Origin of the sequence: Mesorhizobium sp. B2-6-1, assembly GCF_006440475.1 — a bacterium.
GTDB lineage: Bacteria > Pseudomonadota > Alphaproteobacteria > Rhizobiales > Rhizobiaceae > Mesorhizobium.
The window spans coordinates 1-23,928 of record NZ_VFUH01000027.1 but is presented as its reverse complement, the minus strand read 5'-3'; the positions used below and the strand labels follow the sequence as shown (position 1 = coordinate 23,928).

Below are 23,928 nucleotides of genomic sequence, written 5' to 3'. Positions count from 1 at the left end.
ACCTCCGCCTCCGCCACCACCATTGGATCTGCTGTATCCGCTGCGATCATCACCGCGATCGCCGTCTCCACCATTCTTGGTATCGAGCATCTGCAGTTCGCCCCGGAACTTCTGCAGCACGATTTCCGTGGTGTAGCGGTCCGCTCCGGATTGGTCCTGCCACTTCCGGGTTTGCAGCTGGCCCTCGACGTAAACCTTGGCGCCCTTCTTCAGGTATTGCTCCGCGACCTTGGCGAGATTGTCGTTGAAAATTACAACGTTATGCCATTCCGTTTTCTCCTTGCGTTCACCGGAATTCTTGTCGCGCCAGGACTCCGAGGTCGCTATGCGGATGTTGACGACCGGATCGCCGCTGTTTAGGCGGCGGATCTCGGGGTCGGCGCCCAAATTGCCCACCAAAATGACTTTGTTGACGGAACCGGCCATCAGATATCTCCCATGATTGCAGATGAAAGTCGGTAGAAGCCGCGCTCTGGCTCCTCGATGAGGTCGTTGCTGCGGACGCGCGATAGATAGGTACCGAAAGTGCCGCCGCCGGGCGCCAGGCCAAGTCTGAATGCAAGGTCAGTGCGGCTGATCAAGTGTGGATAGTGATTGCGCAGCGCATCGAGCATCGGTCCGACGCCGGCGATCTTGCCCTTCCACATCGCGAGGCGTTCATCCGGGGTGCGCGGCATCGTCGGCACATCACCGCCGATCGCGTCGACGCCGGCTTGCGTCGCGAACCACAGATCACCGCGTTGCTCGATCGCCGCCTTGGTCCGGAGCCGGCTCTTGTAGGTCGACCAGGTACCGCCGGTCCGCTTGAAGCCAGCCAGGCTCGCCCATTGCGCCTCCGTGTAGCCGGCCGGATAGGCAGCGGCGAGCAGCGCCAGAGGCTTCCGTTCCGCGCCGAGGCCGATCGACGCTTCAATTTTCGGGACGATTGTGCACGGGCGCTTGAGTTGATTGTCGGGTGAAGTGGTTCCCTCCCGTGGATTCGAACCACGATTCACGGCGTCAAAGGCCGATGTCCTACCGTTAGACGAAGAGGGAAAAGCAGTCGAAGCAACATCGACGACCATATCGGGTATGCGAAGCGCTTCCAATGCGTTTCGAACTGCAGCGAGCGCAACGGCGGCGCCGACGCTCTTACCGTGGTCGATGCCTTCGTTCCTGCCTTGGGCCAAGCCGCGTTCAAAGGCCCGCTTTTCAGCCGCCTCGATCTCGGCCGGCGTCGTTCCGCTACTCAAATTCGAGGCGTCTTCAATGCGCGGCGCCGCCTTCAGGGCGGTGCGCAGCGCGTCGACGTCAACAGCGGTCAGCGCCGGCGCAACCACGCTTTCGCCGTCGCCAGGGGTCCGACTGGAATCGAAGGTGCGGATCGCGGGGAACTCGACACGCTCGAGCAGATCGTCCGCCGGCGACCACACCCACCCTTCACCGCGCTTCAGAGTCGGCAGGCTCGACATCACAGCGCGAGCCTGGCCGGCGTCGGCGTTTCCCTTCACCCACTCCTCGATCGCCTTGCGGTCCTGTGGACTGGTCAGCTTCATCGCGATCAGGGTGCCGATCTGCGAGAGCACGTTCTTGTGAATCACCGCCGGCCGCTGCGAGATCATCAGCGGGCGAAAGCCTTTGATGCGGCCGCGACGGACGATCTTGTCAAAGGCACCGAATAGCCGCTGTTCTCCGTCGGCGAGGCGCTGCGCGGCGACCTCGTCGGCTTCGTCGACGACGAGATGGAGCGCCGCCTTGTTGCGGGCGTAGAGGTGCTCCAGGAAAGGCGTGAGGAATCGGTTCTTCTCGCCGCCGGTCATCTCCGATGTATCGATGATGGCTTGGACGTCACGTTCTGCGAGTGCCAGAGCGAGAGCCTTACCGGCCTCGCCGGTCGGGTCGATCGGGATATCAGCGTGGTCGCCGCCGAAGATCAAGACGGGAAAGCCGCCCTCGGCGCCACCATCGGCCCCGGCGCGCAGCCCGTACCATGCGCCGGTTGGATCCAGGATGATGACGCGGCGGCCGAGCTCGAGCAGCCGTTCAACCGCGCCCTTCGCGGCAAAAGTTTTACCGGCGCCGGTTGTGCCGACGATGGCGGTGGGCTTGTCCAGGAAGGGCGCGATATCCATCGTGGTCCCTCAGCTCGAAACCAGTTCGAAGCGGGTGCCGGTCTTGTCGGTGACGACAGGACCCTTTCCCTTCTTGCCGGCTTCAATGATGGGAACACCGGTGATCTTCAGCACTTCACCTTTGGCGTTGAAGCCGTTGATCGTGATCGATGCGCTGGCCCGCTTTGCCGACCAGTTCATGACCTTCTTCGGTACTGCCATTTCCATGCTCCTCATGCTCACCGCCGGCGTCATGCCGGTCGGGATTCACATCACAACGGTGATTTTCTCGGCCGCGCGGGTCAGGCCGGTGTAAAGCCAGCGCGCGCGGTCGGATTGGAAGTTGGGGCTTTCGTCGAACAGGCAGACGGTCTCCCATTGGGAACCCTGCGCCTTGTGCACTGTCAGCGCGTAGCCGTAGTCGAACTGCTGGGTTCCGTTGAGCTCGCGCCACGGGATCTCATTACCGGCGCCCTCGAAGAACTCCTTCCGCACTTTGATCTCCACGGGCTCTGTCGAATCGAAATCGAGCGAGGAGACATGCATGCGGATGCAGTGGTCATTGAGGTGACCCTTGCGGCGCTTCAGCAGTTCGATGACGCGCCAGAGACCGCCGTTGAAGATGCCCTTGTTGCGGTCATTCTTCAGACACACCAGCTGGTCGCCGGGCTCCGGCATCGTACTGGAGCGGCCGTGGAGCGCCCGCATCCTGGTATTGTAGCTCGCTCGTGTCTTGTTCAGGCCGACGAGGACCTGGCCGGCCTTCATGACGTGATCCTGCGTCAATGCGGAACGGCGGATCACCTCGCTGATGCCGTAGACGCCATAATCGAGCCGACCGCCCTCGCGGATCGTCGTCGCCATCCTGACGATAGGATTCTCCGCGGCTTGCCGGTGGATCTCGGTCAGCATGATGTCGGGGTCGGCGTTCGTGAAGAAGCCGCCGCCCTTTACCGGCGGTAGCTGGGCGGGATCCCCCAGCACCAGCACGGGGACACCGAACGAGAGGAGGTCCTTGCCGATCTCCTCGTCGACCATGGAACACTCGTCGACCACGAAGAGTGCGACGTCGGCGAGCTCGTCGACATCCTTGACGACGAACTTCTTGACGCCGGTCTCGTGGTTGAATTCGACATCGTAGATCGAGGCATGGATCGTCATGGCGTTGCGGCAACCGTTCTTGCGCATCACCATCGCGGCCTTGCCGGTATAGGCCATGTACATGACGGCACCCTTCAGGGCGTCGGCGAAATGGCGGGCCAGTGTCGTCTTGCCGGTGCCGGCGTACCCGAAGACGCGGAAAACTTGACGTCGCGCCAAGCCGCTCCCGTACCAAGCGGCGACTGCCTTCAGCGCGCCATCCTGTTGCGGCGACCAAATCGGGGCGTCAGCCACGGCTCGCCTCCGCCTTGCGCTTCAGCATGTATCCCATCCCGGCCTCGGACAGGATAGGTGCGCCGGCGGCGCGCAGCTGGCGGATATAGCGATAGATCGTCCGCTCGCTGACTTTCACGTGCGCCGCCAGCTTGTCAGCCGTCGTGACCTGGTAGTCGCCAAGCGCGGCGAGAACCTCGTCTTTCTTGGCTTCGCGGAGGCCGGGCATCGTCACCACCTCGGCCCGTCGTCGTCACGATCAATGAAGGGATCGTCATCCGAGGGAGCCGGCGGCGGCTCTTCCTCATCCGGCGGCGCCAGATACAGGGCAGGCTTCGCGTACGGCGCATTACGGACCAGGACGGTCCGCTCGTCCGTCAGGGTGTTGGAGAAGATCGAGGCGCCGCCATAGAAATGCGTCACCCAGCCTGTGGCGATCGGCTCCGGCGCCGGCTTCTCCTCGGTCGGAGTCGTCCACTCCACCTGCGGGACATCGATGCGCAGCATCTTGGCGCCGAAGCGTTCCACCTCGATTCCTCGACCCCAGTGGGTGCGGTGACCGAAGATCTCCACCAGCATCCATTCGAACGGCTGCTCGTCTGCCTGCACAGTTTCAGCGACAGTTTCCATCAGAAGGCCTTCCCTATGTCTTTGCGCCACGCATCTGGGTCGACGACTTCGAACTGTGGCCGTGGCTGTTGCGGTTGGGGATCGGAGGTCCGCTTCACCCATTCCAGACGAGCGGTATGGACGACATCGACCCGCTTTGGGTCCTTCGGCATGTCCGATTTGTGCAGGATCCAATCGAGATACGAGGTCGGGATCTCGGAGAACCGCTTTCCCTGATGCTCACCGAAATCCATCTTCAGTAGCAGCACCGGTTTCGCCGAGATCTCGATCAGGGTTTCCGGCGGATAGAGCTTGAGGAGATCGAGCAAGATATGGGCGGTGACCCAGGTGTCAGGGCCGGCGCGATGCGACGGCTCCGTCCTCGGATCGTCGAGGCAGAGCCCCCGCTCGTACCGGATCGAACCGTTCTTATGACTCTGGAGCTCCGGCCAAGCGGTGCGCGCCGCTTTGAATGAGCAAATCCACGGCAGATCGTGACCGCGAATGAAGCGGCTGTCGAACTCGACGTTGTGAGCGCAGAGGGTATCGGCGCCGGCGACTACATCCTTCCGCGCCAGGTCAGGGTCCATACCCCCGCCCGCTACCGCGTCGGTGATGTGGTGCACCGCCATCGCGGGGAAGCTGATCGGCATACCCGGGTTGACGAGGCGGGAATGCGGCCCGGTCTCGATGGCCCAGCCGGTCGGGAAGAGGCGGACATCGGTCCAGCCCACTTCGACCATCTCGGCAGGATCTTCCATCGATGTTGTTTCGACGTCGACGACGCGGATGAGGGTGAGCGGCTCAGTCATCGGACTTGCTCCCGAAGGCCGATCCATCGCCGTGGGTTACTCTGACCTGGTCGATCTTGCGCTCCAAATCGACGATGAACTCCTCGCGGAGATCGTCGACATGCGTGTCGATCAAGCGCGCCAAGAGGCGGTGCAGACGCTCTCCCGGCTCGATCGTGATGTATGTGTCGAGATGCTCTGGATCGATGGGCAGGAGTTCGTCGGCCATCAGCCGATCGCCTTCTCGACGTAGGTGACGGCGTCACCAACGGTTAACCAGGTCTCGGCCTCGGCATCCGAGATCTCGATCCCGAATTCCTCCTCGCAATCCATCACGAGTTGGACGAGATCCAGGCTGTCGGCGTTGAGGCCGTCGATGAAACCGGCTTCCTTCGTCACCCGATCGGCGGCGACACCCAAGGTCTCGACGATGATCTTCTTCACGCGGTCTGCAATGGTCATTGCTTTTCCTCGGGGTTCAGGTCGCTACGGCGACGGCTTCAACGGGTTCAGGCGTAGGCTCCGGTGCCACCACCTGCGCGGCGAACCCAATTACTGCGGTCGCCAGCGCGCGCAGAGAATGGCTGTCGGTCACCGCGCCGGAGTGGCCCTCGATGACGGCCCGAGCGAGGTCGGTGGCGCCGGCGAAGCTAAGCGGCGTCACGATCGCGCGACCTCCGGCTTCAACGAGCATGACGTCGCCGACATTGAACGGCTGATCGATTGGGCCGGTATTGCTTGGCACCTTCATGGTGCCGGGCCGGGTCACGCTGACGACTTTGCGGCCGTTCGCGAACTTGGCGACAGCGGCGGCGTGAACCTCGACCGTCATGCCCGGATGTCCTTATGGACTTGGACGACGGTGTCCGCTGCATTGGGGACGGCACGCGGGACCAGCCTGCCGACCTTCTTCGACGCCGATTCCTGCACGGGCCGCTTGCCGCCCTCGATGATGGCACCGGCGGCATCAAAGGCGGTGATGGCAACACGAGTCTGGCGAAGCCGCTCGGTCATATCGGCGATGTCGCGTTCAAGCGCGACCTCATCCGCCCGAAATCGGTCCAGCATGTTGGTGACCGAATTCGCGCTTCTATCGAGAAGCGAGACGAGCAGCGTGTCCGGCTTCAGGTCGGCCTCGGTGAGCTCGACCTCGCGCATGGCTTTGCGGAGCTTGAACATGGCTCACTCCTCCTCCACCGAACCGGGCTCCGGCGCCTCGGCGTCCTCCTCGGCGGCGAAGCCGTCGAGCCAGGCCTGCCGCTCCGCCTCCCTGCCCTCAGTCTTGAAGTCGACCGGGATAGCCTTCTTCGACATGTTGCGGCGGTAAGCGGCGCGGCCCATGCGGGTCGCCTTCGCGATCGGGTCGCCGTCGTCCGGGTCTTGGGAGGGTTTCTGGCCGGACGACGGCTGGTTTCCGGTAGCAGTCGCCTTCGGCGTGGAGGCCTGCTTGCCGGACTGCTCGGAGCCGGCCGGAGAGGAACCGGCATCCGATTTTGTCGCCGCTTTGTCTGCGGCGGGCTTCTTGTCGGTGGCATCGCCGGCGAGCTGGTCGAGCTTGCCTTTGAGGCCGGCGGGCTGATCTCCGGTTTTCTTGACGGCCGGGAAGACCTCGTCGACGTCGGTCTCCTTGCTTTTCACACCCTGGTACATCGCATAGAGATCGGTGAGCTCATCGAGACCGATCTCCTCGATCCCGGCGACGCCGACTGCAGCAAACACGCGCTCCGGAGTGACGCCGATGCCGGCGAGCGCCTTCATGGCCTCCTCGCGGCGCTCCACGAGCGTGGTGACATCCCCCCTGATGACGTTCTCCGCATGCTCGAAGGCCTGCCGCCAGACCGCCTTGGGGACGCCCTTCAGGATAGCTTCGCGCATGCCGATCGAGGCCGCCGCGTTACCAGCCGTCATGATCATGTCCTGCGAATATAGGCCGCCGTCGCGCTTCGAGATATTCTTGCGGGTCCGCGCGGTGCGCTTCAGGCCGGTCTCGAGGTCGTGGAAGATACCTTCCGATTCGACGTACTTCTCGATCTTGTCGACGTGAACCACGCGGGAGGCGCAGTGGCAGTTCCCCCATTGAGACGCGATGATCTCGGCAAGGCGAATCGAAGGTCCGCGGATCGTCTTGCCGTCGCGCGGCACCGCATAGACGCATTCCTTGGCGGTCTGCTCGTCGAGCATGACGAGCTCGGTGATATTGCGCATCACTGCGGCGACGGACCGCGGGAACGCGCGGGCCGTGGTGACATCCTGGTTGAGTTCGGCCATCGCTAGCTGGACAGCGAGGCTTTGATTGCTGCCCGACATGCCTGGTGGCAGGGTGGTGAGTTCGCCGGTGGTGCGGTCGATTGTCTCGACGGCCTTGCCTGCTTGAGTGTTCATGGTGTCGGTCTCCTGTTGGCCGCCGGCGATCAGCCGCGGAATGAGGTCTTCTGATCCTGGAAGATTTCGACGCCGGGCAATGGCGCCGTGTTCTTGTTGGCGCGGACATAGGCCCGGACGAACTTGTCGATGTCGTCGATCGACATGTACGGCCGGAGCCTTTCGAGCGGGATCTTCGACGGCTCCGTGATGCGGTGCGTCCATTTCGCTGTTGCCGACACCGTGCCGGCTTCAGTGCGGGTCGGGCCCGATCCCGCGGTGATCGCCTCGTTGACGAGCACGGCCGCCTTGTGCTCCGCATCGACGGCTTCCTGCATCAGGACGTCACCCAGAACGCTATGGCTCGATGATGCGGCTTCCTCGAGCTTGCGCTTCGCTTCCTCTTGGGCGCGCTGCGCCTCCGCGGCGGCGGCGATCCTGGCCTCCTCGCGCTTCTTGGTGTCGTACTTGCCGACGATCGTCTCGAAAGCGCTCTGGATGGCCTCCGGCCGGACAATGACCGTATCGAAGAAACGATTTGTCTCGGTGACCTCATCGCGAAGTGGCTTTGTCGTCGCCAGCTTGGTTTCGGCGAGACGCTTCGCCAGTTTTCGGGCCTCGATGCCGAGCGCAATGAGGGGGTCGCGCTCGTTGTCGTTGGCGATGGCACCATCGGTCAGCGCGTTTTTTGCCGCGGTGGCGCGTTTCGCGAGATCCTCGACTTCGTCAAGCATCGGCTTGAAGCGATCGCGCAAGAGGTCGGCTGTCGTCGCCAGATTGTGCCCCGGCCCTACGATAGATGGTGCCTCAGAAACTTGCATTGGGGTCTCTCCTTGGTTTGACGCGCAGCACGCGCGATTGCGATCCCGACCGGAACGTCGTCCTCGCGGAGACCTCCCAGTTGGCGGTCAGGCCGATTTCGGCGTTGCCTAGCGAGTGGATGATGTGCGGCCGCAGTTGGTCGACCACCGCCTTCGCGCCGGCGGCTTCAACCCGGGCGCGGTTGTACTGATGGATCAGCATGTCGAGCTCGCGGTCAGCGCTGAGATCGCGCCGCTCCGGCATGCTGTCGCGGTAGACGTCCGTGACGACGTCGCCGTCGCGCTGCCAGTCCGGGGAAGGCTCCTCGCCGCTCGCCACCATCGCCCAGAACTCGTCGACCTTGGTGACGAGGCGATTCCAGAGACGGAGGTGGATCGGGATGTCGATGATGTGCAGCTGGAAGGTGCCGCGCCAGGTGATTACCACCAGTGCGACGCAGGCCCACGCGCAGCCGGTCAGCTGTGCTTCCGTGATCGCCTGGACGGCGATCCATGTTGGGGGGACGACCTCGTCGGTGTCCGGGTCAAGCCAGAACTGCTTGAAGGCGTCTTCCGAACAGGTCTTGATCTGGCAGTTCCCGGTACCGGCGCGGTCGGCGCGCACGATGAAGGCGTCCGGGGTGGCGCCGATGCGCCGGTCGGGATCACGAAAGTAGGCGCGGTCGTTCTCATAAGTGACCAGCCACTCCGGGAACCGCTTCCGGATCATCGCGACGACGACGGGCTCCATCAGATTGCCGCGCTCCATCGCCTCGGTTTCTTCATCGTCAGGCGAGAGGCGGCCGGTCTTCTCCGCCCACAGGGCGTATGGTGTCGTGTAGAGGTGCGCGCCGAGGACCGCGGCTGCCACCGAAGCGGTGACGTCCTGCTGCCGGGCGGCAAGCCAGGCCTGGCGGTCGGCGGGTCGGATGATTTGGATTGTCATGCAGCCCTGCCCGATCCGCGCTTGTTGCGCTGGCGCCATGCCCCACTCGGAATGGCGCGGCAGAGATAGGACCGGATGCTGGACTTCGGCACCCGTCGGCCGAGCGCGGCGAAGATGGCGTCAACATCCGGGTTGTCGTGATAGGCGGCCAGCACCAACTGGCGCTGCGTCATGATGCGCGTGAGACCAAGCTTGGCGACATTGGCGGCGTCGAGAACTGCCGGCAGGCCGGCGCCATGCAGCATGTCGCGGACTTCCCGGTCGGTGAAGCAGCTGAACGGGCTGTCCATCACGCCCACCCCTGCAAATCGTCGGCGTCATCGAGCACGGCGTCGATCATCTTCTCATCGACGATGGTTTCGACAAGCAGCCGAGCCAGCCGGTTCGGGTGCATGTTCCGCTTCGCGGCATGCGGCCCAAGCCGATCGAGGATTTCGGTCGGGAATAGAACGGTCCGACACAGTTCCTCATGCGGTCGTGGGGCGCGCTTGGCCCGGCCGGCCGAATGCTCAAGCGCGGAGACGGTCGTGGTTTTGATCCCGATCCGCGCCGCGATATCCGCTGTCGATACGCCCTGCCGGCGCAGCGCAAGAACAGCGTCGGTCCGACTCGGATAGCCGAGGGTTGGCGTACGGACACCCATCAGGCCCAGCCCTCCAGGAACTTGACGACTGCCCCATAGACCTGGGTGCGCTCTTCGGAGCCTTCCAAGCCCTCGACCTCCATCGCCATCTTGGCGGCGTCGAGCAGCTGCTCGACCACCTCGGTGGCGAAGGGGCCGGTCATCACGCCGTCCCCTTCGCGAGCGAACCGAAGAAGTTCGGCGCAAGCGTCAGCGGCTTGAGATGCCGCGGCGATCGCCAAATCGCGGTTTCTCACCTCGGCTTCATTTTCCGGAGGGATGTCGATCACGGCCGCGCCTCCGCATACCTGCCGTAGCTGTCCATCTCCCCAATGCGGAGCTGACAGCCATGAAAGCCGGAGTAGCCCTGCCATGCTGTCTGGTTGCGTCGGGCGTCGTCAAAGGCGCGTTCCCGGGCCCTCGCCCGAGCGCCCTCCGTCTTGCCGTCCTCGATCGGAACCGAGGTTACGTTCAGCCAGTCTTTTCCGCGCAGGACCTGGACGTAGAGGCTGGTCATTTTCTGGTCCTCCGGCGGATATGGCAGCACCCCAACCGGCGCCAGAACGCGACGTAATCGTCGGCATCGATCGGCCGCGCGAACTCGCGGCGGAACATCGGCGCCGGCGGCATGCTGAGCGACAAGATGGTGACCACGGTCATTCGGCGGCCTCCGCTGCGCGGACAGGCTCGCGGTAGCCAAGCCGGACCTCGAAGGTCCGGACGAGCTCGGCGACCTGGGCGTCCTTACGTAGGCCGTTGCGCTTCGCCCAGTTCAGAACGTCAAAAGCATCGTCGGCGAGCTCGAGCAGCTGCGTACCGGTCAGACGGACCTGGCGATCCGCGCTCATGGCCACACCAGCCAAAGCGCAATGGCGACGACCGCTGTCGCCGCGAAGGCGAGGAGCCAGACCACGCGTGGCGGTGGCGGCATGGGGCCGATCGGATCATCGTTGAAGTCCGACAGATCGAGATCCAGGGAGTTGTCGTGATGGAGAAAGGGGATCGCGAGATCGTCGTCGAGCGCGTAGTCGAGCGGTGGTACCAGATCGATCTCTTGCTTGATGCCGCGCCGGCGGTTCATCTCATCGACGTAAGTTGCCGACGATATGACGCCGTGGTCGGCCCAAGCGCGGAGCATTCCTTTGGGGATGTTGCCGATCGAGGCCATCAATTCCGGCCCTCCGCATCGTGGCGGACGGCGATCTGCGTCTTGATGGCGTCACGCCGGCGACGCGCCTCGTCCATCTCGGTCGCGCGGCGCTGCCCGTTGTCGATCATGTCGGCGCAGACCAGATCGCGTTCGGCGCGGTCGAGCGCGCTACGGAGGTCGTCGAGGGTTGGCGTAATCGACGGCGCACTCATCTCAGCGCACCAGGAGATGCAGCACGTACGCTGCGACCGTCAGCGTCGGCGGCAGCACGAAGAACACGACGAGGCATTTCGCGAATTCGGAAATGTTCTCGGCGATGACGCGGGATGGTTTTGGCATCGGATGTCTCCTTTGCCGGTATTAGCGCGCGTCGCTAAGTTGATGTCAAGCGGATTAATAGCGTTCAACGCTAATTTCTGCTCGACGGCCACTTCTCGCGCGCGCAGCGCTAAGTTCTGATTCGTAGGGCGCGGCACAGTGATTGCGTCAAGCAATCACCCTGAATCGCTGCGGGACACGGAATCGTTTCAGGATGTAGCGGGAGACAGAATCGTAGAGCTCCACCGGCAACGGTGAATCGTAGAGCTCTATGATCTAAGGTTAGAGTTAATCTCCAACCGAGCGCGAGGACGCGCGCGGTTAGACCGCGCGCTCTGCGCTTGTCAATAACGCTGGCTTCAATCTCGACGGAGAAATTTTAGCCCACTAGTGGGAGATCTCACTCCCGACTCACGGAGTAGACGACCCGTCCGACGACACGCACGGTATCGTCCTCGCCGCCCTCGATCGGGATCGGCTCCTGGAACCTGGGATCTTCCGATTCGGGAAGAAGCCAGACCTTGCCGGCCTCGTCGCGCCACAGCGTCTTGACGGTGGCCTCGCGCAAGCCATCGGCCCGCTCACGTTCGACGATGTAGCGTTTGCCGACGTCAAGGGACGCTCCGGTCTCCACCGCATCGGTGAAGACCAACACGGTGCGCTCCGGATACCTCTTGTTCATCGAAGGCCCGCGCGTCTCCGCGGCGTGGAGCATGAAGGGGCGCAGCGCGGGATCATCAGGCACGGGAACGGAATAGATGTCGTCGTCGCCCCACTCCCAAGTTTCCGCCCAATGGCCGGCCTGGACGAAACCCTTCACCTTCACGGTGCGCGTGCCCGTGGAAGCAGGTTCGTCGGCGAAGAGATCGGATATCGGCACCGACAATTCGGCCGCGATCTGCTCGAGGCGCGTCGTGGACGGTGAGGATTTCCCTCGCTCGATCTTATTCAGGTTCGTCACATGGATACCGAGCCTGTCAGCAAGCTCGATTTGTGAGAGACCTTTCGCCTCGCGGATTTTTGCAATGTTTGTAAGCACTTGGGGATTATAGCGTCTGTCGCTAATATTGGAATTCGCGTTAGACGCTAATTGGGCTTGACAAATCATTAGCGTTCGCCGCTAATTGCCGTCATGAAACTTCGTGAATGGCGCATCCGGGAATCGAAGACCCTCAAAGAGCTCGCCGAGATGCTTGGCATCGGGCAAGGCGCCAATCCTTCGCGTCGAGTTCAGCGCCTGGAAATTGGTGAAGCGCTGGCAGACGCCATTCTCGCCGACAAGATCGTGGCTGTCACCGCCGGAGAAGTCACACTGCAGGACCTCAACGACACGCGTCGCGAGTATCTCTCGGCGTCCGCAGCGACAGAGGTGGCCGCAGAATGAGCACGTCAGTGCCCACCCTTTGCCAGGCTGACCCGACCTTCGGCGAGCATCTTCCGGAACGCCTCGTTGCTCATGACGAGATGAGCGGCCGGATGTCGGTGGGATTTCCGGTCCCCGTCCTCTGTCGCGAAGCCGACGAGGTGGACAAGCCCTTCATCCAGCACCAATTTTATCTCTCTAACAAAAAGCGCTGGCTGCATGATTTCCTCCCCGTGAAGCACTCGGCCCGAAAGAGCCAGTCAGATCACGGGAAGAATCGGCGTGAAACAATCCGTAAAGCGGTTTGCACAGCTTTTTTCGAGGATAGTTTCCAAGCTCTTTCAGTTCCGGCTTCTCCCGATCTTGCGACCGTCAGAGACGAACCGCCGGAAGATCTTCTCCGGCATCGCCATTCGGGCTTGAAGCCGGGCCTGATGCTCCTGCCCACCTATGGCGGGCAGCTCGGTCCAGAACAGCAGCCGGACAATATTTTCTTCGACGACCTGGATCGCATATCCGCTCACAAAGAGACTGGGGAGCGGTTCCGGTTCCGTCAATGTCGGCGTGTCGCCGTGGCCGTCGGTCTTCATCTGCTGCAATCCTTATTCTCGATTTCGCGCGTGTCCCAAACCCTGGCGCGCGATCGCCGGCGCCACCCCGCCGGCATGGTGGCCCTGTCTGTCCCGTCTGACATGGGCCACCGCTCTTTTTCGCTCGTCCGGGCATTGGTGAAGTCTCCGTGTGTTTCCGTCGCTGGAAATGGAGATAGCAATGTTCGGTTCTGGAAACTCGGAACAGCCTTCCAAGGTCTCAGAATTCCATTCAGAGGCCCAGAAGCGCGGCGGTGGTCTCATGTCTAGCGTGGCCACCGCCCAGTCGCTCACCAAAGAGATCGGCGACATTCTTGCCCCTGGTGAGAAATGGAAACGGCAGATCAGTGCAGTGCATCGGGCACTGACCTCAGATCACTTCGAGCATGCGCTTACCGGCCTCACATGGAGCCGCGTGAAGACATGGTTCTATGGCGAGGCCAGGCGTGTAAACTATGAAGAGGTTGTGGCCCTGCGAGAGCTGCGGGCCATTGAGGAGGCTAGACGTGCAAGGCTCAAACTCGCCGCCACGGCGAACATTCTGGCAGCTCATCTTGCCGCGGAGGGTGCGCCTCTGGATAGCCACCAGATGCGTGCTCTGGGCCGACTCGCTGGCTCGGTGGATCTATCCGGAAGCGGAGCCGCCAGATGAGTGGGCTCCCAGACTGGACGAAGATCCCACGGGATGAACGCAAGCAGCTGCTCGCCGCCTACTGCGATGAAGGCCTGACCGCCCAGAAGATCGCCGATAAGTTTTTCAACTGCACCCGATCCGCCATCATCGGCCAGGTCCAGCGCCTCGGACTTCAGCTGAACAACGGCAAGCCTCGCAAGGGTAAGGTCGGCAGACGAGCGAAGCCAGGCACCGAAGCCGCGCCAAATGTCGCGAAGCCAGCGATACGCCGCGCCTCCAAGCTCGTCCAGCAAACCAGTTCCTGGCGCGGCGCCAACAATCCACCGGCGATGGATTTCAAAGCACGTGCCGAACAGCGCGCCGCTTCGCCGGGCATCGTGATCAAGCGCGAAGACGCCTTCCAGCCCATTCCCGGTGTTGACCCCGTCGCCTTCGGCTCCGCCGGTTGCCGTTGGCCGGTGGATGGCACCAACGGTCAAGGTCTTCTCGCCTGCGGCGCCACGAAGGAGCCTGAGCGCTCCTACTGCGAAGCGCATCGGCGGCTCTCCTACACCCCACCAACCATCCGTCAGCACGCCGGTCTTCGATCGGCGGAAAGGATCTCCTGATGACGAAAGTGCATGAGCGCCCTAACCGCGCATCCCCTTCTGAGGCGGGTTCCTTCGTCGAGGAGTTCGATCGCCTCGAGCAGGAGCGCGAGGAGAAGCTCCGCGTTCTCGACGCCGAATTCAAGGTCAAGAAGCGAGCGATCCAGAAGGCGACCGACACGGATCAGAAAGAGATCCTGTCCGACGCGAAAAAGCACGGCGTCAACAAGGGCGTCATCCGGGCGATCGTCGACGCGCAGAAGCTGAAGCGCAAGGCCGAAGCCATGATCGAGCGCGCCGACGGCAAGGTCGACGGTCTGGAAGACGACGATCGCGAGTTCGCAACGGATATCCGCACCGCCTTAGGCGACAACTTCGCCAGCTTTGGCCTCGGCGCCGCCGCGGTGCAGCGCGAGGGAGCCGATGAAGAGCCGGACGAGACCACATCGGCCGTCGTCAATGCCGTCAAGGGCAGCATGACCGATGACGAGTGGAACAAAGCCGGCGGTGCCGGCGCGCCACACTGAATTCAGAGGCAGCGGGAAGACGTCGTGTTCCCAGCGTGAGGGTCAAAGCTCTTAGGAGCCTCCCGAGCAACAGCGCAACACCATCGGCGTAACAGGGCGGAGAGACGCCCACCAATCAGCCCGAACGGGCACGAGGACCTGGGATGACGGCTCCACGCATTCTCGCGATCGACGCGGCCAGACGCCTTGGCTTCGCATATGGCGCCGCTGGCTCGTCGCCGACGTCCGGCTCGATCGAGTGCGCCACCGAAGGCGCCTCCCGCGGCGCCATCTTCTCCGGGGCTGGCCGTTGGATCACCGGCTTCATCTCCGCCAATCCCGTCGACGTCCTCGCTATCGAGGCGCCGCTGCCGGGTTCCTTCGTCCAGGGCCAAACGAACATCAGCACCGCCACCATCCTGCTCGGCCTTCCTGCCGTTCTCGAATTCATGGCCTTTCAGCTGAAGGTTTACCGCCACATCCGCATCAATCAAGGCTCGGTGAAGAAGCACTTCGTCGGTCACGGCAAAGGCGACCAGAAGGCCACCATCATGGCGAAATGCCGGGCGCTGGGCTGGATCGGCAAAGACGACGCCGATCAGTCGTTCGATCGTAGCGATGCGCTGGCGGTGTGGTCCTTCGTCGAGTGCGACGTCGCGCCTGGCTACACGCAGCCCGTCGACGACCTCTTCATCGCTTCGGAGCGCCGCAAGCGCGAAGCCGAGGAACTCAGCCGCCGATATGCCCCTGCCCAAATCCCGGAAAGGTTCTGAAGTGGACTACCAGGTCAGCAAGCTCGTCGCCTGCATCGACGATGATTTCAGGTTCACGCGGGAATGCGAGCCCGGCATGGTGATCCCGCACAAAGGGACTGTTTACCGCGTCCGGACCGTCGATCTGTTCCGGGTGCGCGGTGTCGACAAGGCCCTGACGTTCCTGCGGTTCGACGAGATCCACAATCCAAAATATCCGAGCATCGTCGGGCCCTACGAACCCGTCTTCGACGCCCGATCTTTCCTGCCGCTTGACGATCGGCGGCTCGACGCCCTCCGTCGGCATCTCGCACCAGTCGATCGGGTGCCAGCATGAACCTCCGACATCGCCTAATCAGATACCTATCATTTGGCGACCTCATATTGATGAACGCCGAAATCAGCCTAGCCGGCGTGCTCAGGACGCGAGAGGCGGGCGGTTTCCTGATCGACAATGTACGTATCGATCACCAGCGTACCGCAGCGATCGGGTTCAACTATCCGGACGCCGGTCTTGCACTCGAGATGACGCAGACGCAGCAGTTCGTCGCGCGTGAGTGCTTATTTAGGTCGGTGCCATCGTGAGCACGCGCCCATCGAACGGTCGTATGCGCGGCAACCATTCCCTCAGCATGGCTCTGGCTCTCAGCATGCTGTTGGCCTCGGTCGCGTTCATCGTCTTCGTGATGTGCGGTGGCGCCTGATGCGCGTGCTCGTCTCCGCCCCATCTCGCGAGATCGAGCGCGCGCTGCGGACCGCCGCGGAAAGCGCCGGTTTCGAAACCGCCGGCGAAACCCTTCCTCAGGATCTCTGCAGCGCCCTCTTCCGCGATCCCGATGGCATCGGCGTCATCCGTGCGCTGAACAGCGCCTATGCCGCGGTGGTCTGCCGGGATTTCCGTCGCGCCGACGTCAAGAACATCCTGTTCGTGCTGCTCGACGCCGGCGAGTTCAACAGTGGCGCGGCGTCATTGATCCTGCGTTGCGGTGCCGATGATGTGCAGCCCGCCCCGATCCACACCGACGAGTTCATCGCCAGGCTGAAGGCGCTGGTGCGGCGCGGCACCTACAACGACCACCTCTTCATCAAGATGCCGGGTTGCGTCTATGACGCCGACACCGGGTTTGTCGAAGCCGGCGACAGGAAGAGCCGGCTGGCGCCCGCCGAGGCAAAGCTGCTCACCACGCTGGCGCTCGATCCAGGCAAGGTGTTTTCCAAGGCCGACCTGATGGATCACATCTACGGTGGCGAAGACGAGCCGATGGAGAAGATCATCGACGTCTTCGTCTGCAAACTTCGCGCCAAGCTGCTCGAAATGAATGATGGCCTAGATGTCGTCCGCACCGTCTGGGGTCGCGGCTACCAGTTCGAGCCGAAGGGTTTCGAGCCGGTCTTCAGGCACCGTGTGAGGGTGCCGCGATGAGAGCGGTCCGCGACATCCTCGCCGAAGGGATGCGACGTGAGCGCCTCGGCCTTGTGCGCCCCCTGTGGCATGACTGGGACGACGACAGCCGTGATGAGGTCCGCCGCCGGGCCGATCATCTCATCCGCATCCTGTCCGACGCCGGCGTCCATCTGGTGCAGACGGGCGCACCCATCCCGGTTGCGCAGCCAACGTCGCCAACAATCGTCGCCAACCAGATCTATGCGCAGCCCGACACGATGCGCGAGGTCCGCGCCGAGGCCGGCAAGTTCTCGGTCGTCGCAGTTCAGGGCGGCGTCGACACCGTCGAGCAGACCTTCAGCTTGAACGATGTGATGCTCAACGCCGGCCTGGTGCTGACCGGCGATCCCGCCGCCAAGACGATCAAGGATCTCGGCAAGCAGCTTGCGGCCGCAACGGAAATCTATCGGCTCAACGCTGCCACTGTTGGTGGCGGCAAATGACAGGCCCGCTCTCCACTGCCTCACGCGCGCTCGAAGAGCTCATCGATGTCACCGCCGATTGGTCAGCCGAGCTGCTGCGCCGCGCCGCCGACGATATGGCGGCCGCGCTGGATGATGCCGCGATGGCAGCGATCGAAGGCACAACGGAATGGCGAACTCTTGCAACAAAGGACAGCCGCTATGCAGCATCTCGTCCGTGAGGCCGGCGAACGGCCGATCGACCGCCGGTTCGGCATCGCATTCCCGAAGCCAGAGGATATGGCGAAGCTCTCGCCGGCCGACCAGCAGGTCGCCCAGCTCCTGGCACAGGAAGCCGGCGTCCCCTCGCCGGTCCGCATCGAGGAAGACGAACCGGTCGAGCGCGAACCGCGCGCCACCGTGCTGCCGATCGAGACCTCGGCGCCGGCGCGACCAATCACCGACAGCGACATCCACATCGGCGCCACCGGCAAGTGTGAGCCCGTCGGCATCGACCTCGCCAAGCTGATCGACGGCCGCCTTTTGATTCAGGGCAACAGCGGCGCCGGCAAATCGATGCTGCTGCGCCGCCTCTTCGAGAAGTCCTTCGGCCGCGTCCAGCAGTTGCTCATCGATCCCGATGGCGAGTTTTCAACGCTGAAGGAACACTTCGATGTCGCCGTACTGACCGCAGCGGACATCGCGCGTGTCGGCGGCCAGATTTTCGCTCACCATCTCCGCGAGCATCGTTACAGCGCTGTCCTCGATCTGTCCGATGCTACATCAGAGGATCGCCTCGATATCGTCGCCGACCTCGCCGAAGGTCTGCTGAGCGCATCGGAGCAGTTCTGGCATCCGTTGCTCGTCCTGGTCGACGAGGCCCAGACGCTGGCACCGCACTACGATACGGGCGACGTCTCCGCCGATACACGGAAGCGGTCGACCGCAATGCTGGCCGACATGATGGGCCGCGGCCGCAAGCGCGGCATCGCCGGCGTCATCGCGACGCAGCGCATCGCTGAAACCGCCAAGGCTGTCGTCTCCAAGGCCACGAACGTCGTCGTTGGCCGCACCATCTTCGATCGAGATCTCGAACGCGCCGGCGCCCTGCTCGGATTCACCCTTGGCCACAGCCGCGCGCTGCGCAGCCTCGCCGACGGCGAGTTCCTTGCTATCGGGCCTGCCGTCGCCGGTCCGCGCCGTATCCGCTTCAAGGCTGGATCAGTGGTGTCTCGCCACAAAGGCCGCTCGCCGGACATCGTGGCGCCACCATCGATATCGGCGGCCGATGCCGCTGCGTTGCTCATGGCGGTACCTACCGCAACCAGCCTTGCGCCGACGGCACCTGAGATTGACCCCAACACCAATCACCGGCGCGGCTGGAGCGCGTCAGATGACGCGATCGTGCGGGAAGGGTTTGCCAGGGGCTTTAAGCTTACGGATATCGCCGCCTCGCTGATCAAGAACGGCGGTGCCGCTCGATCGCTTGGCGCGATCTCCGTGAGGGGCCAGACGCTCGGCATCAAGAATACTCGAACCGTTGGCGGTTGGACGGACGAAGAATATCAGGTCGTTCTCGACGGGTATGAGGCTGGTGCCGCGATCGCCGATATCCGCAAGTCGCTCACCGCGGCCGGCTACGATCGGTCCTTCGGTGCCATCCAGATGGCAGCGATCAAGCTCGGCGTCAGCGGGTCTCGCGTCAATTTCTGGACCGAAGAAGAGACGCGGATCGCCCTAGAGGGACTAGCCGCCGGGAGATCACACGCGGAATGCCTGATCGATCTGAAGGCGGCCGGCTACATCCGCGGCCCCACAGCCATGCACAAGTTCGCGACCAAGCATGGCATTTTGCGTAAGCACCGCGACTTCACTGACGAGGACATCGAAACAACGCGGACCATGTTCGCAGAAGGCAAGTCGCATGGCGATATCGCGGTGCGGCTTGATCGGACGAAGGCGTCAATCGCAAGCCAGTGCAGCAAAATGGGCCTGAAGCACCGTCGCCCATGGACTGAGGCGGAGCGCCAAATCCTCATCGATTACCAAGCCACCGGGAAGAAGTTGAAGGAGGCCGCAGAAAAGGTCGGCCGTCCCTACGCCAACGTCGCCGCCGAGTGCGGTCGTCTGGGTCTCTCCTTCCTAAAACCGAAAACCGAAAGGACCCCGACATGACCTCTCGCCTCATCCCGCTCGATCAACTCCGCTTCGGCCACGAGGCAGAACCTCCCATCAACGCCCGGCGCGTCGGTCGCGACGACAGCATCGCAGAATTGGCCGCCTCGATCGCGGCCCACGGCCTACAAACGCCGCTGAAGGTCAAGGAAGGGCACGATAGCGATGGCGTCGTCGGCGTCTTCGTCGGCACCGGCAACCGCCGCCTTGCCGCGCTGCGTCTCCTGCTGGAGCAGGGCCAGACCGCACCTGACGCCCCGATCGAGTGCGGTGAGTTCGATGTTTCGGTCGATGCCAGGGAAGCGGCGCTGGCGGAGCAGATCCACCGCGTCGAGTTTCATCCCGCCGACGAGTATGTGGAGTTCCGTGAGCTCGCCGACCACGGGCACGACGAAACCGGGATCGCCAGCAGGTTCGGCATCGATCCGAAGCGCGTGAAGCGCATTCTAGCGTTGGGTCGTTTGTCGCCGGTCATCATCGACTGGTGGCGCGGTGAAGCACAGAGCAACGAGGTCTTCGCGACAGTCTGCGCCTTCACGCTGGCGCCATCGATCGAGGACCAGGAGAAGCTTTTCAAGAAGCTCGAGAAGCAACGAGATCTCCGCGCGTGGGCGGTCAAGGACGCCCTCGGTGCCGGCAACCAGACGGCAGCTCGGCACATCAAGATTGCCGGCCTCGACGCCTATAGGGCCGCCGGCGGGCACGTGACGACGGATCTCTTCGGTGACAATCACGTCATCGCCGATCCCGACATCGCGGAGAAGGTCGCCGAGGAAAAGATCGCGGCGGTCATCGCCGGGCTGAAGGCGGAAGGCTGGTCTTGGGTGAGCATGGGCGCCGACCTCGGCTACTACTGGGAGCATAGCTGGAAGCGTGAAAAGGCGGGCGACGGCAAGGCGACGGCCGACGAGAAGAAGCTGATCAAGAAGCTGGAGAAGGCGGTCGCCATGGGGACAGATGGCACCGCCGACGAGCTCGCCCGGCTTCACGCGGCGATCGCCGGCCGCCAGTGGACACCGGAGCAGCTCGGCAAGGCCGGCGCGGTCGTGAAGATCGGCCACAACGGCGAAGTCGATATCGTTCGCGGCGTCGTGAAGCCGCAGGCGGAGAAGAAGGCTGCGTCGGCGTCTGGCGCGCCGAAGGAGAAAGGCCCGCCCACGATCTCGAATGCGCTGCATCAGCGTCTGAGCGCGCAGGCCACGCTCGCGGTTCGGCAAGCTCTTAAGCAAGAGCCCCACGTGGGCCTGGTCGCGCTGCTTGCCGGCTTCTTCGTGCATCGCCATCTGCATACCGACAGCCCTGTCAGGGTCTACCACGACGGTTTCGGCAAGACGCACAGCCAGGAGAAGGAAAGCTTCGCCTCGGTGTTCGCGCGCCTGATGGACATGACGGATGAGGAATTGTTCCAGGTCGCCGCCGACTGTGCCGCCGAAGCCGTGCACATGGAGCGCGGTTATGTCGGAAAGCCGCCGTTCGACGCGAATGCTGTTCCACTGGCGGCCGCGATCGACGCCGATCATCTGACGGCGGCTCTGGCTGAAAACTTCGACGCCGCCGACTACTTCGGTGGTGCCTCGAAGCCCTTCGTCATCACCGCGATCCGCGAGGCGCTCAACGACGATGAAGCCCGCAAGGCGGAGAAGATGAAGAAGGCGGAGCTCACCGCCTTCGCGCTCGCCAACGTGCCGAAGACCGGCTGGCTGCCCCCGGAACTACGCGCGCCAACCTACAGCGGTCCCGGAGCCATCCCGGTGCTGGAGGAGGCGCCACCAACCGAGCACGATCCCGACTTCGACGAGATTGACGAGGAAGAAAACGAGATGGAGGACGCCTGATCAATGGCGCGCGCCGTCGAGTTCCCAGGAAAGACCATGAAGCTCGGCGCCCCATCGGGCGCCGAGAACGCTCTTGCCATCATCTCAGCCGATACCTGTAACTTCGAACACGTAGCTCAGATAATCTCTATCTTCGGGACCCGCGGAATAATTTTGTTCGATTTCCGCCAACATTGCACCGGTGATGAACGGCCCCCCCGCACTGCCTACGTTGGTGATCTGGCTGCTAGCTACGCCAAAGCAATGCGACAGAACGTTAGCTCGGAAGGCGATGAGCCTCCTCTCTTCGATGTGAGGTGGCATAAGCCGCGCCAAATGGCCGAAATCTCTACGAGCATCAGCAGTAAAGCGTGCGACTTCGCCGCAATGCTTCTGCAAAGCAACAGCCAACACCGGTGTTACCTTCACAACATCTCGAAGCATTTGCCGCGACAGTTCGGAAATTGGCGGTTCAAGGTCGAGAATGCTTCCGACGCTTCGTATCCGGCCGGCCGTCTCCGAGAGATCGATCAGCACCAAGTTAGCTATGTTCCGCGCTTCATTGACCCGATCCTCATGACGATGAGCTGCGGTCTGGTTGATCTGCCGCCAAAGGAAGTAAATCGTCACGGCGGCAACGATTGTGGCGAAGTAGCCGCTCGCCGCGCTGAGCCACTCACGCGCGCAGACGGTCAAATTGTCTTTCTCAGTGGTGGGGCAGAAGTAGGCGAAGTCATACGCGCGAACAAACACGAATGCGAGCAGCGTGCTGAATCCCATGATCAGCATCGCCGGCGCCCAATTCCCATTCTTTTTCCAATCCCCCATATCCCCGGACATAGCATGACCGAGGTGATGCTGTGAACGGCGTCAACGCGCGCGCGGTACCTATCTTCGGCGGCTTCGAAGGGCAGTTCCGCAAGGTCCACAAGGCGGACTGGGAGCCCGTCCAGGTCAACGGCATCCCTCAGCTATACGACACCGCCGATGCCGCCGAATGCGCGGCCTGGCGCGCGCTGCTCGCCCACCTGCAGGGTGACATCGTCGGCAGTGGCGACCGCGCCTCGATCGAGCGCACCAAAGCCGAGGAACGCTTCGGCAAGGTTTTCCCTGGTCATGGGCGGAAGCCGGTTGTGGTGGAGCGCCGATGATGCGTACCGATACTCAGCTATTTGACGAACGGCTCGTAGCTTTTCGGGAACTCTTTTCGAGCGTCCTCAAGCGAAATCACATTGCAGCTTTCCCCGTACATACCGACCAGGCGTCGCCGCTTGGAAATTTCAATAACATCACCGTCCTGCTTGCGAGGGGGATCGCACAGGCGGACTCTCTTCAACCTCTCACTGTCGAATGGGTAATAGTTGACACGCGTGGCACCCACCGTCGAGTAGAACGGCGGCCGGTCAGCCCAAGCGAAGCCGAGTCCATAAAAATTGATCTGGTCATCGGCCCCGTCGAAACCGTCAAACACAGTGTTGCTTATATCGGTCCAAGCAATGGAGAATCCGTTTGCGTAAACGCTGGAATTGACGAGCTCGCAGAGAGAAAACGTGACGCCCTTCAGGCTCGTGTTGAGATAGGTACTGTCGATGCTGCACTCGATAAAGAAAGCACCTTCAAGAGAACCTTCGTCAAAGCCCACGCCCTGCAGGGAAGTTCGCGTGAATTTGGCGTCCGTGAGTTTGACATCCTTGAAGTCGACGTTGCTCATGCCAATCAACTTGCGCGGCTCTGTATCTCCAAAGGCAGGCTCCTCGGCCCTCCCCTTGATAAAGAGGTCGACGAATTGCAATGGACCGTTGCAGGTTTGGGAGCTCGCGTCGAAGTTTCCGAGGGCCTTGCAGGACAAGTCAACTCCATCCAACGACTGCCCAGCATCCCAAAGGTATTGAAGGGCGGATGCCTTGCCAGTGTTGCCAGCACTGGGTCGAAGCAGCCGATTCCAAGCTCTCTCAACCCGTTCCTCTCCACGATCAATGTAATCGTTCCAAATCTGCCAAGCCGTACCGCCGACGATGACGAAGCCGAAAACGCCGGCCAGGATTGCGATCAACCGTATGACCGCACTTCGTTCGATAAAGGTGACCACCCGTCGGCACTTGGTTTCGAGCAACGTCCACATAGAGGATGCTTGGGACGTTCGCTTTCTTTTTGCAGGCGGGTCAGTCATGAACTCAGGTTAGCAAGTTCTATTCTTCTATCAATGGCCCAAGGCAGCGGAGTCGAGGCCAATTTCGTTAAGTGGAAGCGGGCGGAGGTCACCGCCTAGCATGTCAGCATTCGATTTTGGAGCCTTGATGCCTGAGGTCGCCAGCATGTTGCTGGGCGCCCCGAACCCACACCACAGCAAGGGCAACGATCACCGCTACGGGACCAACGGCTCCCTTTCCGTTGATCTCGAAAAGAACACCGCCTTCGACCACGAGAACAGCGAGGGTGGCGGCGTCCTCTGGCTTGTGGCCAAGCTGACCGGCTGCGGTGATGACGGCGCCGTGGACTGGCTGAAGGCCAACGGTTTCGAAATCCCCGACACCCGAGCCGCCCCGGGCTCAAACCAGAATGCCGGCCCTGGCAAAAAGGAAATCGTCGCCACCTACGACT

At 62.6% G+C, this 23,928-nt stretch carries 42 protein-coding genes, 1 tRNA gene and 1 pseudogene; 16 read left to right on the top strand and 28 right to left on the bottom strand.

The window, feature by feature from the left end:
* The 3 genes from ssb to FJ443_RS30465 form a co-directional block, all read right to left on the bottom strand.
* Positions 1–426 (bottom strand): single-stranded DNA-binding protein (gene ssb / locus FJ443_RS30475; protein ID WP_140666906.1); only part of this gene is annotated, 426 nt, incomplete at its 3' end.
* Entirely contained in the window at positions 426–995 is a 570-nt protein-coding gene (locus tag FJ443_RS31385) for a hypothetical protein (RefSeq protein ID WP_140583532.1), read from the bottom strand. The genes FJ443_RS31385 and ssb, both read right to left, overlap by 1 nt.
* Positions 962–1,035 (bottom strand) — tRNA-Gln (locus tag FJ443_RS30465). Before FJ443_RS30465 ends, FJ443_RS31385 begins: the two co-directional genes overlap by 34 nt.
* Positions 1,036–1,136: 101 nt before the next feature.
* Here FJ443_RS30465 and FJ443_RS30460 point away from each other — a divergent pair.
* A complete protein-coding gene (locus FJ443_RS30460; RefSeq protein ID WP_140583534.1) occupies positions 1,137–1,661 on the top strand; it encodes a hypothetical protein in 525 nt (174 codons plus the stop codon).
* Positions 1,662–2,120: 459 nt separating this feature from the next.
* On the opposite strand, the gene FJ443_RS30450 is transcribed toward FJ443_RS30460, so the two are convergent.
* From FJ443_RS30450 to FJ443_RS30355, 22 genes are all read right to left on the bottom strand, one after another.
* Complete coding sequence (locus tag FJ443_RS30450) at positions 2,121–2,312, bottom strand: hypothetical protein (RefSeq protein WP_140547354.1); 192 nt, start codon at positions 2,310–2,312, stop codon at positions 2,121–2,123.
* A gap of 45 nt (positions 2,313–2,357) precedes the next feature.
* On the bottom strand, positions 2,358–3,485 hold the full coding sequence (locus FJ443_RS30445; RefSeq protein ID WP_140583537.1) for an AAA family ATPase: 1,128 nt from the start codon (positions 3,483–3,485) through the stop codon (positions 2,358–2,360).
* Entirely contained in the window at positions 3,478–3,693 is a 216-nt protein-coding gene (locus tag FJ443_RS30440; RefSeq protein WP_140583539.1) for a helix-turn-helix domain-containing protein, read from the bottom strand. Before FJ443_RS30440 ends, FJ443_RS30445 begins: the two co-directional genes overlap by 8 nt.
* 2 nt (positions 3,694–3,695) lie before the next feature.
* Positions 3,696–4,094 (bottom strand): hypothetical protein, encoded by a 399-nt coding sequence (locus FJ443_RS30435; RefSeq protein WP_181175169.1) that lies wholly within the window; start codon positions 4,092–4,094, stop codon positions 3,696–3,698.
* On the bottom strand, positions 4,094–4,885 hold the full coding sequence (locus FJ443_RS30430; RefSeq protein WP_140583542.1) for an exodeoxyribonuclease X: 792 nt from the start codon (positions 4,883–4,885) through the stop codon (positions 4,094–4,096). Before FJ443_RS30430 ends, FJ443_RS30435 begins: the two co-directional genes overlap by 1 nt.
* Complete coding sequence (locus FJ443_RS30425) at positions 4,878–5,093, bottom strand: hypothetical protein (protein WP_140583544.1); 216 nt, start codon at positions 5,091–5,093, stop codon at positions 4,878–4,880. Before FJ443_RS30425 ends, FJ443_RS30430 begins: the two co-directional genes overlap by 8 nt.
* Positions 5,093–5,326, bottom strand: a complete 234-nt coding sequence (locus FJ443_RS30420; RefSeq protein WP_140583547.1) for an acyl carrier protein — start codon at positions 5,324–5,326, stop codon at positions 5,093–5,095. Before FJ443_RS30420 ends, FJ443_RS30425 begins: the two co-directional genes overlap by 1 nt.
* Before the next feature lie 16 nt (positions 5,327–5,342).
* On the bottom strand, positions 5,343–5,696 hold the full coding sequence (locus FJ443_RS30415; RefSeq protein ID WP_140583550.1) for a hypothetical protein: 354 nt from the start codon (positions 5,694–5,696) through the stop codon (positions 5,343–5,345).
* Complete coding sequence (locus FJ443_RS30410) at positions 5,693–6,043, bottom strand: hypothetical protein (RefSeq protein ID WP_140583553.1); 351 nt, start codon at positions 6,041–6,043, stop codon at positions 5,693–5,695. Before FJ443_RS30410 ends, FJ443_RS30415 begins: the two co-directional genes overlap by 4 nt.
* Before the next feature lie 3 nt (positions 6,044–6,046).
* Entirely contained in the window at positions 6,047–7,246 is a 1,200-nt protein-coding gene (locus FJ443_RS30405; protein ID WP_140624718.1) for a hypothetical protein, read from the bottom strand.
* Between the two features lie 29 nt (positions 7,247–7,275).
* Positions 7,276–8,046 (bottom strand): hypothetical protein, encoded by a 771-nt coding sequence (locus FJ443_RS30400; RefSeq protein ID WP_140624717.1) that lies wholly within the window; start codon positions 8,044–8,046, stop codon positions 7,276–7,278.
* Positions 8,033–9,010: a YqaJ viral recombinase family protein gene (locus FJ443_RS30395; RefSeq protein WP_140666903.1), complete on the bottom strand. Its 978-nt coding sequence runs from the start codon at positions 9,008–9,010 to the stop codon at positions 8,033–8,035. The genes FJ443_RS30400 and FJ443_RS30395 overlap by 14 nt, the downstream gene beginning before the upstream one ends.
* Positions 8,968–9,261 (bottom strand): hypothetical protein, encoded by a 294-nt coding sequence (locus tag FJ443_RS30390; protein ID WP_140666901.1) that lies wholly within the window; start codon positions 9,259–9,261, stop codon positions 8,968–8,970. Before FJ443_RS30390 ends, FJ443_RS30395 begins: the two co-directional genes overlap by 43 nt.
* Complete coding sequence (locus FJ443_RS30385) at positions 9,261–9,614, bottom strand: hypothetical protein (protein WP_140666899.1); 354 nt, start codon at positions 9,612–9,614, stop codon at positions 9,261–9,263. The genes FJ443_RS30390 and FJ443_RS30385 overlap by 1 nt, the downstream gene beginning before the upstream one ends.
* The gene (locus FJ443_RS30380) at positions 9,614–9,883 is read right to left on the bottom strand and encodes a hypothetical protein (protein ID WP_140666897.1); all 270 of its coding nucleotides are present in this window, start codon (positions 9,881–9,883) and stop codon (positions 9,614–9,616) included. The genes FJ443_RS30385 and FJ443_RS30380 overlap by 1 nt, the downstream gene beginning before the upstream one ends.
* Complete coding sequence (locus FJ443_RS30375) at positions 9,880–10,110, bottom strand: hypothetical protein (protein WP_140666895.1); 231 nt, start codon at positions 10,108–10,110, stop codon at positions 9,880–9,882. Before FJ443_RS30375 ends, FJ443_RS30380 begins: the two co-directional genes overlap by 4 nt.
* A complete protein-coding gene (locus FJ443_RS31380; protein WP_181175168.1) occupies positions 10,107–10,253 on the bottom strand; it encodes a hypothetical protein in 147 nt (48 codons plus the stop codon). The genes FJ443_RS30375 and FJ443_RS31380 overlap by 4 nt, the downstream gene beginning before the upstream one ends.
* The gene (locus FJ443_RS30370) at positions 10,250–10,441 is read right to left on the bottom strand and encodes a hypothetical protein (protein ID WP_140547429.1); all 192 of its coding nucleotides are present in this window, start codon (positions 10,439–10,441) and stop codon (positions 10,250–10,252) included. Before FJ443_RS30370 ends, FJ443_RS31380 begins: the two co-directional genes overlap by 4 nt.
* Positions 10,438–10,764, bottom strand: coding sequence for a hypothetical protein (locus FJ443_RS30365; RefSeq protein ID WP_210239649.1), 327 nt, complete (start codon positions 10,762–10,764; stop codon positions 10,438–10,440). Before FJ443_RS30365 ends, FJ443_RS30370 begins: the two co-directional genes overlap by 4 nt.
* A complete protein-coding gene (locus FJ443_RS30360; protein ID WP_140666891.1) occupies positions 10,761–10,955 on the bottom strand; it encodes a hypothetical protein in 195 nt (64 codons plus the stop codon). Before FJ443_RS30360 ends, FJ443_RS30365 begins: the two co-directional genes overlap by 4 nt.
* 1 nt (position 10,956) lies before the next feature.
* Positions 10,957–11,082 carry a hypothetical protein gene (locus FJ443_RS32015; RefSeq protein WP_281405537.1) on the bottom strand — a complete coding sequence of 42 codons (126 nt, stop codon included), beginning with the start codon at positions 11,080–11,082 and terminating at the stop codon, positions 10,957–10,959.
* A gap of 379 nt (positions 11,083–11,461) precedes the next feature.
* Positions 11,462–12,169 (bottom strand): XRE family transcriptional regulator, encoded by a 708-nt coding sequence (locus FJ443_RS30355; protein ID WP_140666889.1) that lies wholly within the window; start codon positions 12,167–12,169, stop codon positions 11,462–11,464.
* 24 nt (positions 12,170–12,193) lie between these two features.
* Here FJ443_RS30355 and FJ443_RS30350 point away from each other — a divergent pair, with 24 nt between their 5' ends.
* Complete coding sequence (locus tag FJ443_RS30350) at positions 12,194–12,445, top strand: hypothetical protein (protein WP_140666887.1); 252 nt, start codon at positions 12,194–12,196, stop codon at positions 12,443–12,445.
* A 5-nt stretch (positions 12,446–12,450) separates the two neighbouring features.
* Here FJ443_RS30350 and FJ443_RS30345 read toward each other — a convergent pair whose 3' ends face one another.
* Together FJ443_RS30345 and FJ443_RS30340 are read right to left on the bottom strand one after the other, a co-directional pair.
* Positions 12,451–12,645, bottom strand: coding sequence for a hypothetical protein (locus tag FJ443_RS30345; protein ID WP_140666885.1), 195 nt, complete (start codon positions 12,643–12,645; stop codon positions 12,451–12,453).
* Positions 12,646–12,765: 120 nt separating this feature from the next.
* A complete protein-coding gene (locus FJ443_RS30340) occupies positions 12,766–13,014 on the bottom strand; it encodes a hypothetical protein (RefSeq protein ID WP_140666883.1) in 249 nt (82 codons plus the stop codon).
* A gap of 181 nt (positions 13,015–13,195) precedes the next feature.
* Here FJ443_RS30340 and FJ443_RS30335 point away from each other — a divergent pair, with 181 nt between their 5' ends.
* The 11 genes from FJ443_RS30335 to FJ443_RS30290 all read left to right on the top strand — a co-directional run bounded on the left by FJ443_RS30335 (position 13,196) and on the right by FJ443_RS30290 (position 21,348).
* Complete coding sequence (locus tag FJ443_RS30335) at positions 13,196–13,666, top strand: hypothetical protein (protein WP_140666881.1); 471 nt, start codon at positions 13,196–13,198, stop codon at positions 13,664–13,666.
* Positions 13,663–14,256: a GcrA family cell cycle regulator gene (locus FJ443_RS30330; protein WP_140583591.1), complete on the top strand. Its 594-nt coding sequence runs from the start codon at positions 13,663–13,665 to the stop codon at positions 14,254–14,256. The genes FJ443_RS30335 and FJ443_RS30330 overlap by 4 nt, the downstream gene beginning before the upstream one ends.
* A complete protein-coding gene (locus tag FJ443_RS30325; protein WP_140583594.1) occupies positions 14,256–14,762 on the top strand; it encodes a hypothetical protein in 507 nt (168 codons plus the stop codon). The genes FJ443_RS30330 and FJ443_RS30325 overlap by 1 nt, the downstream gene beginning before the upstream one ends.
* Before the next feature lie 143 nt (positions 14,763–14,905).
* A complete protein-coding gene (locus FJ443_RS30320) occupies positions 14,906–15,514 on the top strand; it encodes a hypothetical protein (protein WP_140666879.1) in 609 nt (202 codons plus the stop codon).
* Complete coding sequence (locus FJ443_RS30315) at positions 15,483–15,830, top strand: hypothetical protein (RefSeq protein WP_140624705.1); 348 nt, start codon at positions 15,483–15,485, stop codon at positions 15,828–15,830. The genes FJ443_RS30320 and FJ443_RS30315 overlap by 32 nt, the downstream gene beginning before the upstream one ends.
* A gap of 50 nt (positions 15,831–15,880) precedes the next feature.
* Positions 15,881–16,078, top strand: a complete 198-nt coding sequence (locus tag FJ443_RS30310) for a hypothetical protein (protein ID WP_140583603.1) — start codon at positions 15,881–15,883, stop codon at positions 16,076–16,078.
* Positions 16,079–16,196: 118 nt separating this feature from the next.
* Complete coding sequence (locus FJ443_RS30305; RefSeq protein WP_140666877.1) at positions 16,197–16,916, top strand: response regulator transcription factor; 720 nt, start codon at positions 16,197–16,199, stop codon at positions 16,914–16,916.
* On the top strand, positions 16,913–17,380 hold the full coding sequence (locus FJ443_RS30300) for a hypothetical protein (protein ID WP_140547467.1): 468 nt from the start codon (positions 16,913–16,915) through the stop codon (positions 17,378–17,380). Before FJ443_RS30305 ends, FJ443_RS30300 begins: the two co-directional genes overlap by 4 nt.
* The gene (locus FJ443_RS31375) at positions 17,377–17,580 is read left to right on the top strand and encodes a hypothetical protein (protein ID WP_140547466.1); all 204 of its coding nucleotides are present in this window, start codon (positions 17,377–17,379) and stop codon (positions 17,578–17,580) included. The genes FJ443_RS30300 and FJ443_RS31375 overlap by 4 nt, the downstream gene beginning before the upstream one ends.
* A complete protein-coding gene (locus FJ443_RS30295; RefSeq protein ID WP_181175167.1) occupies positions 17,561–19,513 on the top strand; it encodes a DUF87 domain-containing protein in 1,953 nt (650 codons plus the stop codon). The genes FJ443_RS31375 and FJ443_RS30295 overlap by 20 nt, the downstream gene beginning before the upstream one ends.
* Positions 19,510–21,348, top strand: a complete 1,839-nt coding sequence (locus tag FJ443_RS30290) for a ParB/RepB/Spo0J family partition protein (RefSeq protein WP_140666873.1) — start codon at positions 19,510–19,512, stop codon at positions 21,346–21,348. The genes FJ443_RS30295 and FJ443_RS30290 overlap by 4 nt, the downstream gene beginning before the upstream one ends.
* Before the next feature lie 84 nt (positions 21,349–21,432).
* Here FJ443_RS30290 and FJ443_RS30285 read toward each other — a convergent pair whose 3' ends face one another.
* On the bottom strand, positions 21,433–22,116 hold the full coding sequence (locus tag FJ443_RS30285) for a hypothetical protein (RefSeq protein WP_140666871.1): 684 nt from the start codon (positions 22,114–22,116) through the stop codon (positions 21,433–21,435).
* Positions 22,117–22,187: 71 nt separating this feature from the next.
* On the opposite strand from FJ443_RS30285, the gene FJ443_RS30280 reads away from it, so the two are divergent.
* The 3 genes and pseudogenes from FJ443_RS30280 to FJ443_RS30270 all read left to right on the top strand — a co-directional run.
* On the top strand, positions 22,188–22,478 hold the full coding sequence (locus FJ443_RS30280) for a hypothetical protein (protein ID WP_140666869.1): 291 nt from the start codon (positions 22,188–22,190) through the stop codon (positions 22,476–22,478).
* Positions 22,475–23,596: a hypothetical protein gene (locus tag FJ443_RS31905; RefSeq protein ID WP_246681283.1), complete on the top strand. Its 1,122-nt coding sequence runs from the start codon at positions 22,475–22,477 to the stop codon at positions 23,594–23,596. The genes FJ443_RS30280 and FJ443_RS31905 overlap by 4 nt, the downstream gene beginning before the upstream one ends.
* Before the next feature lie 28 nt (positions 23,597–23,624).
* Positions 23,625–23,928: pseudogene (locus tag FJ443_RS30270) on the top strand (hypothetical protein); the annotation flags it as partial.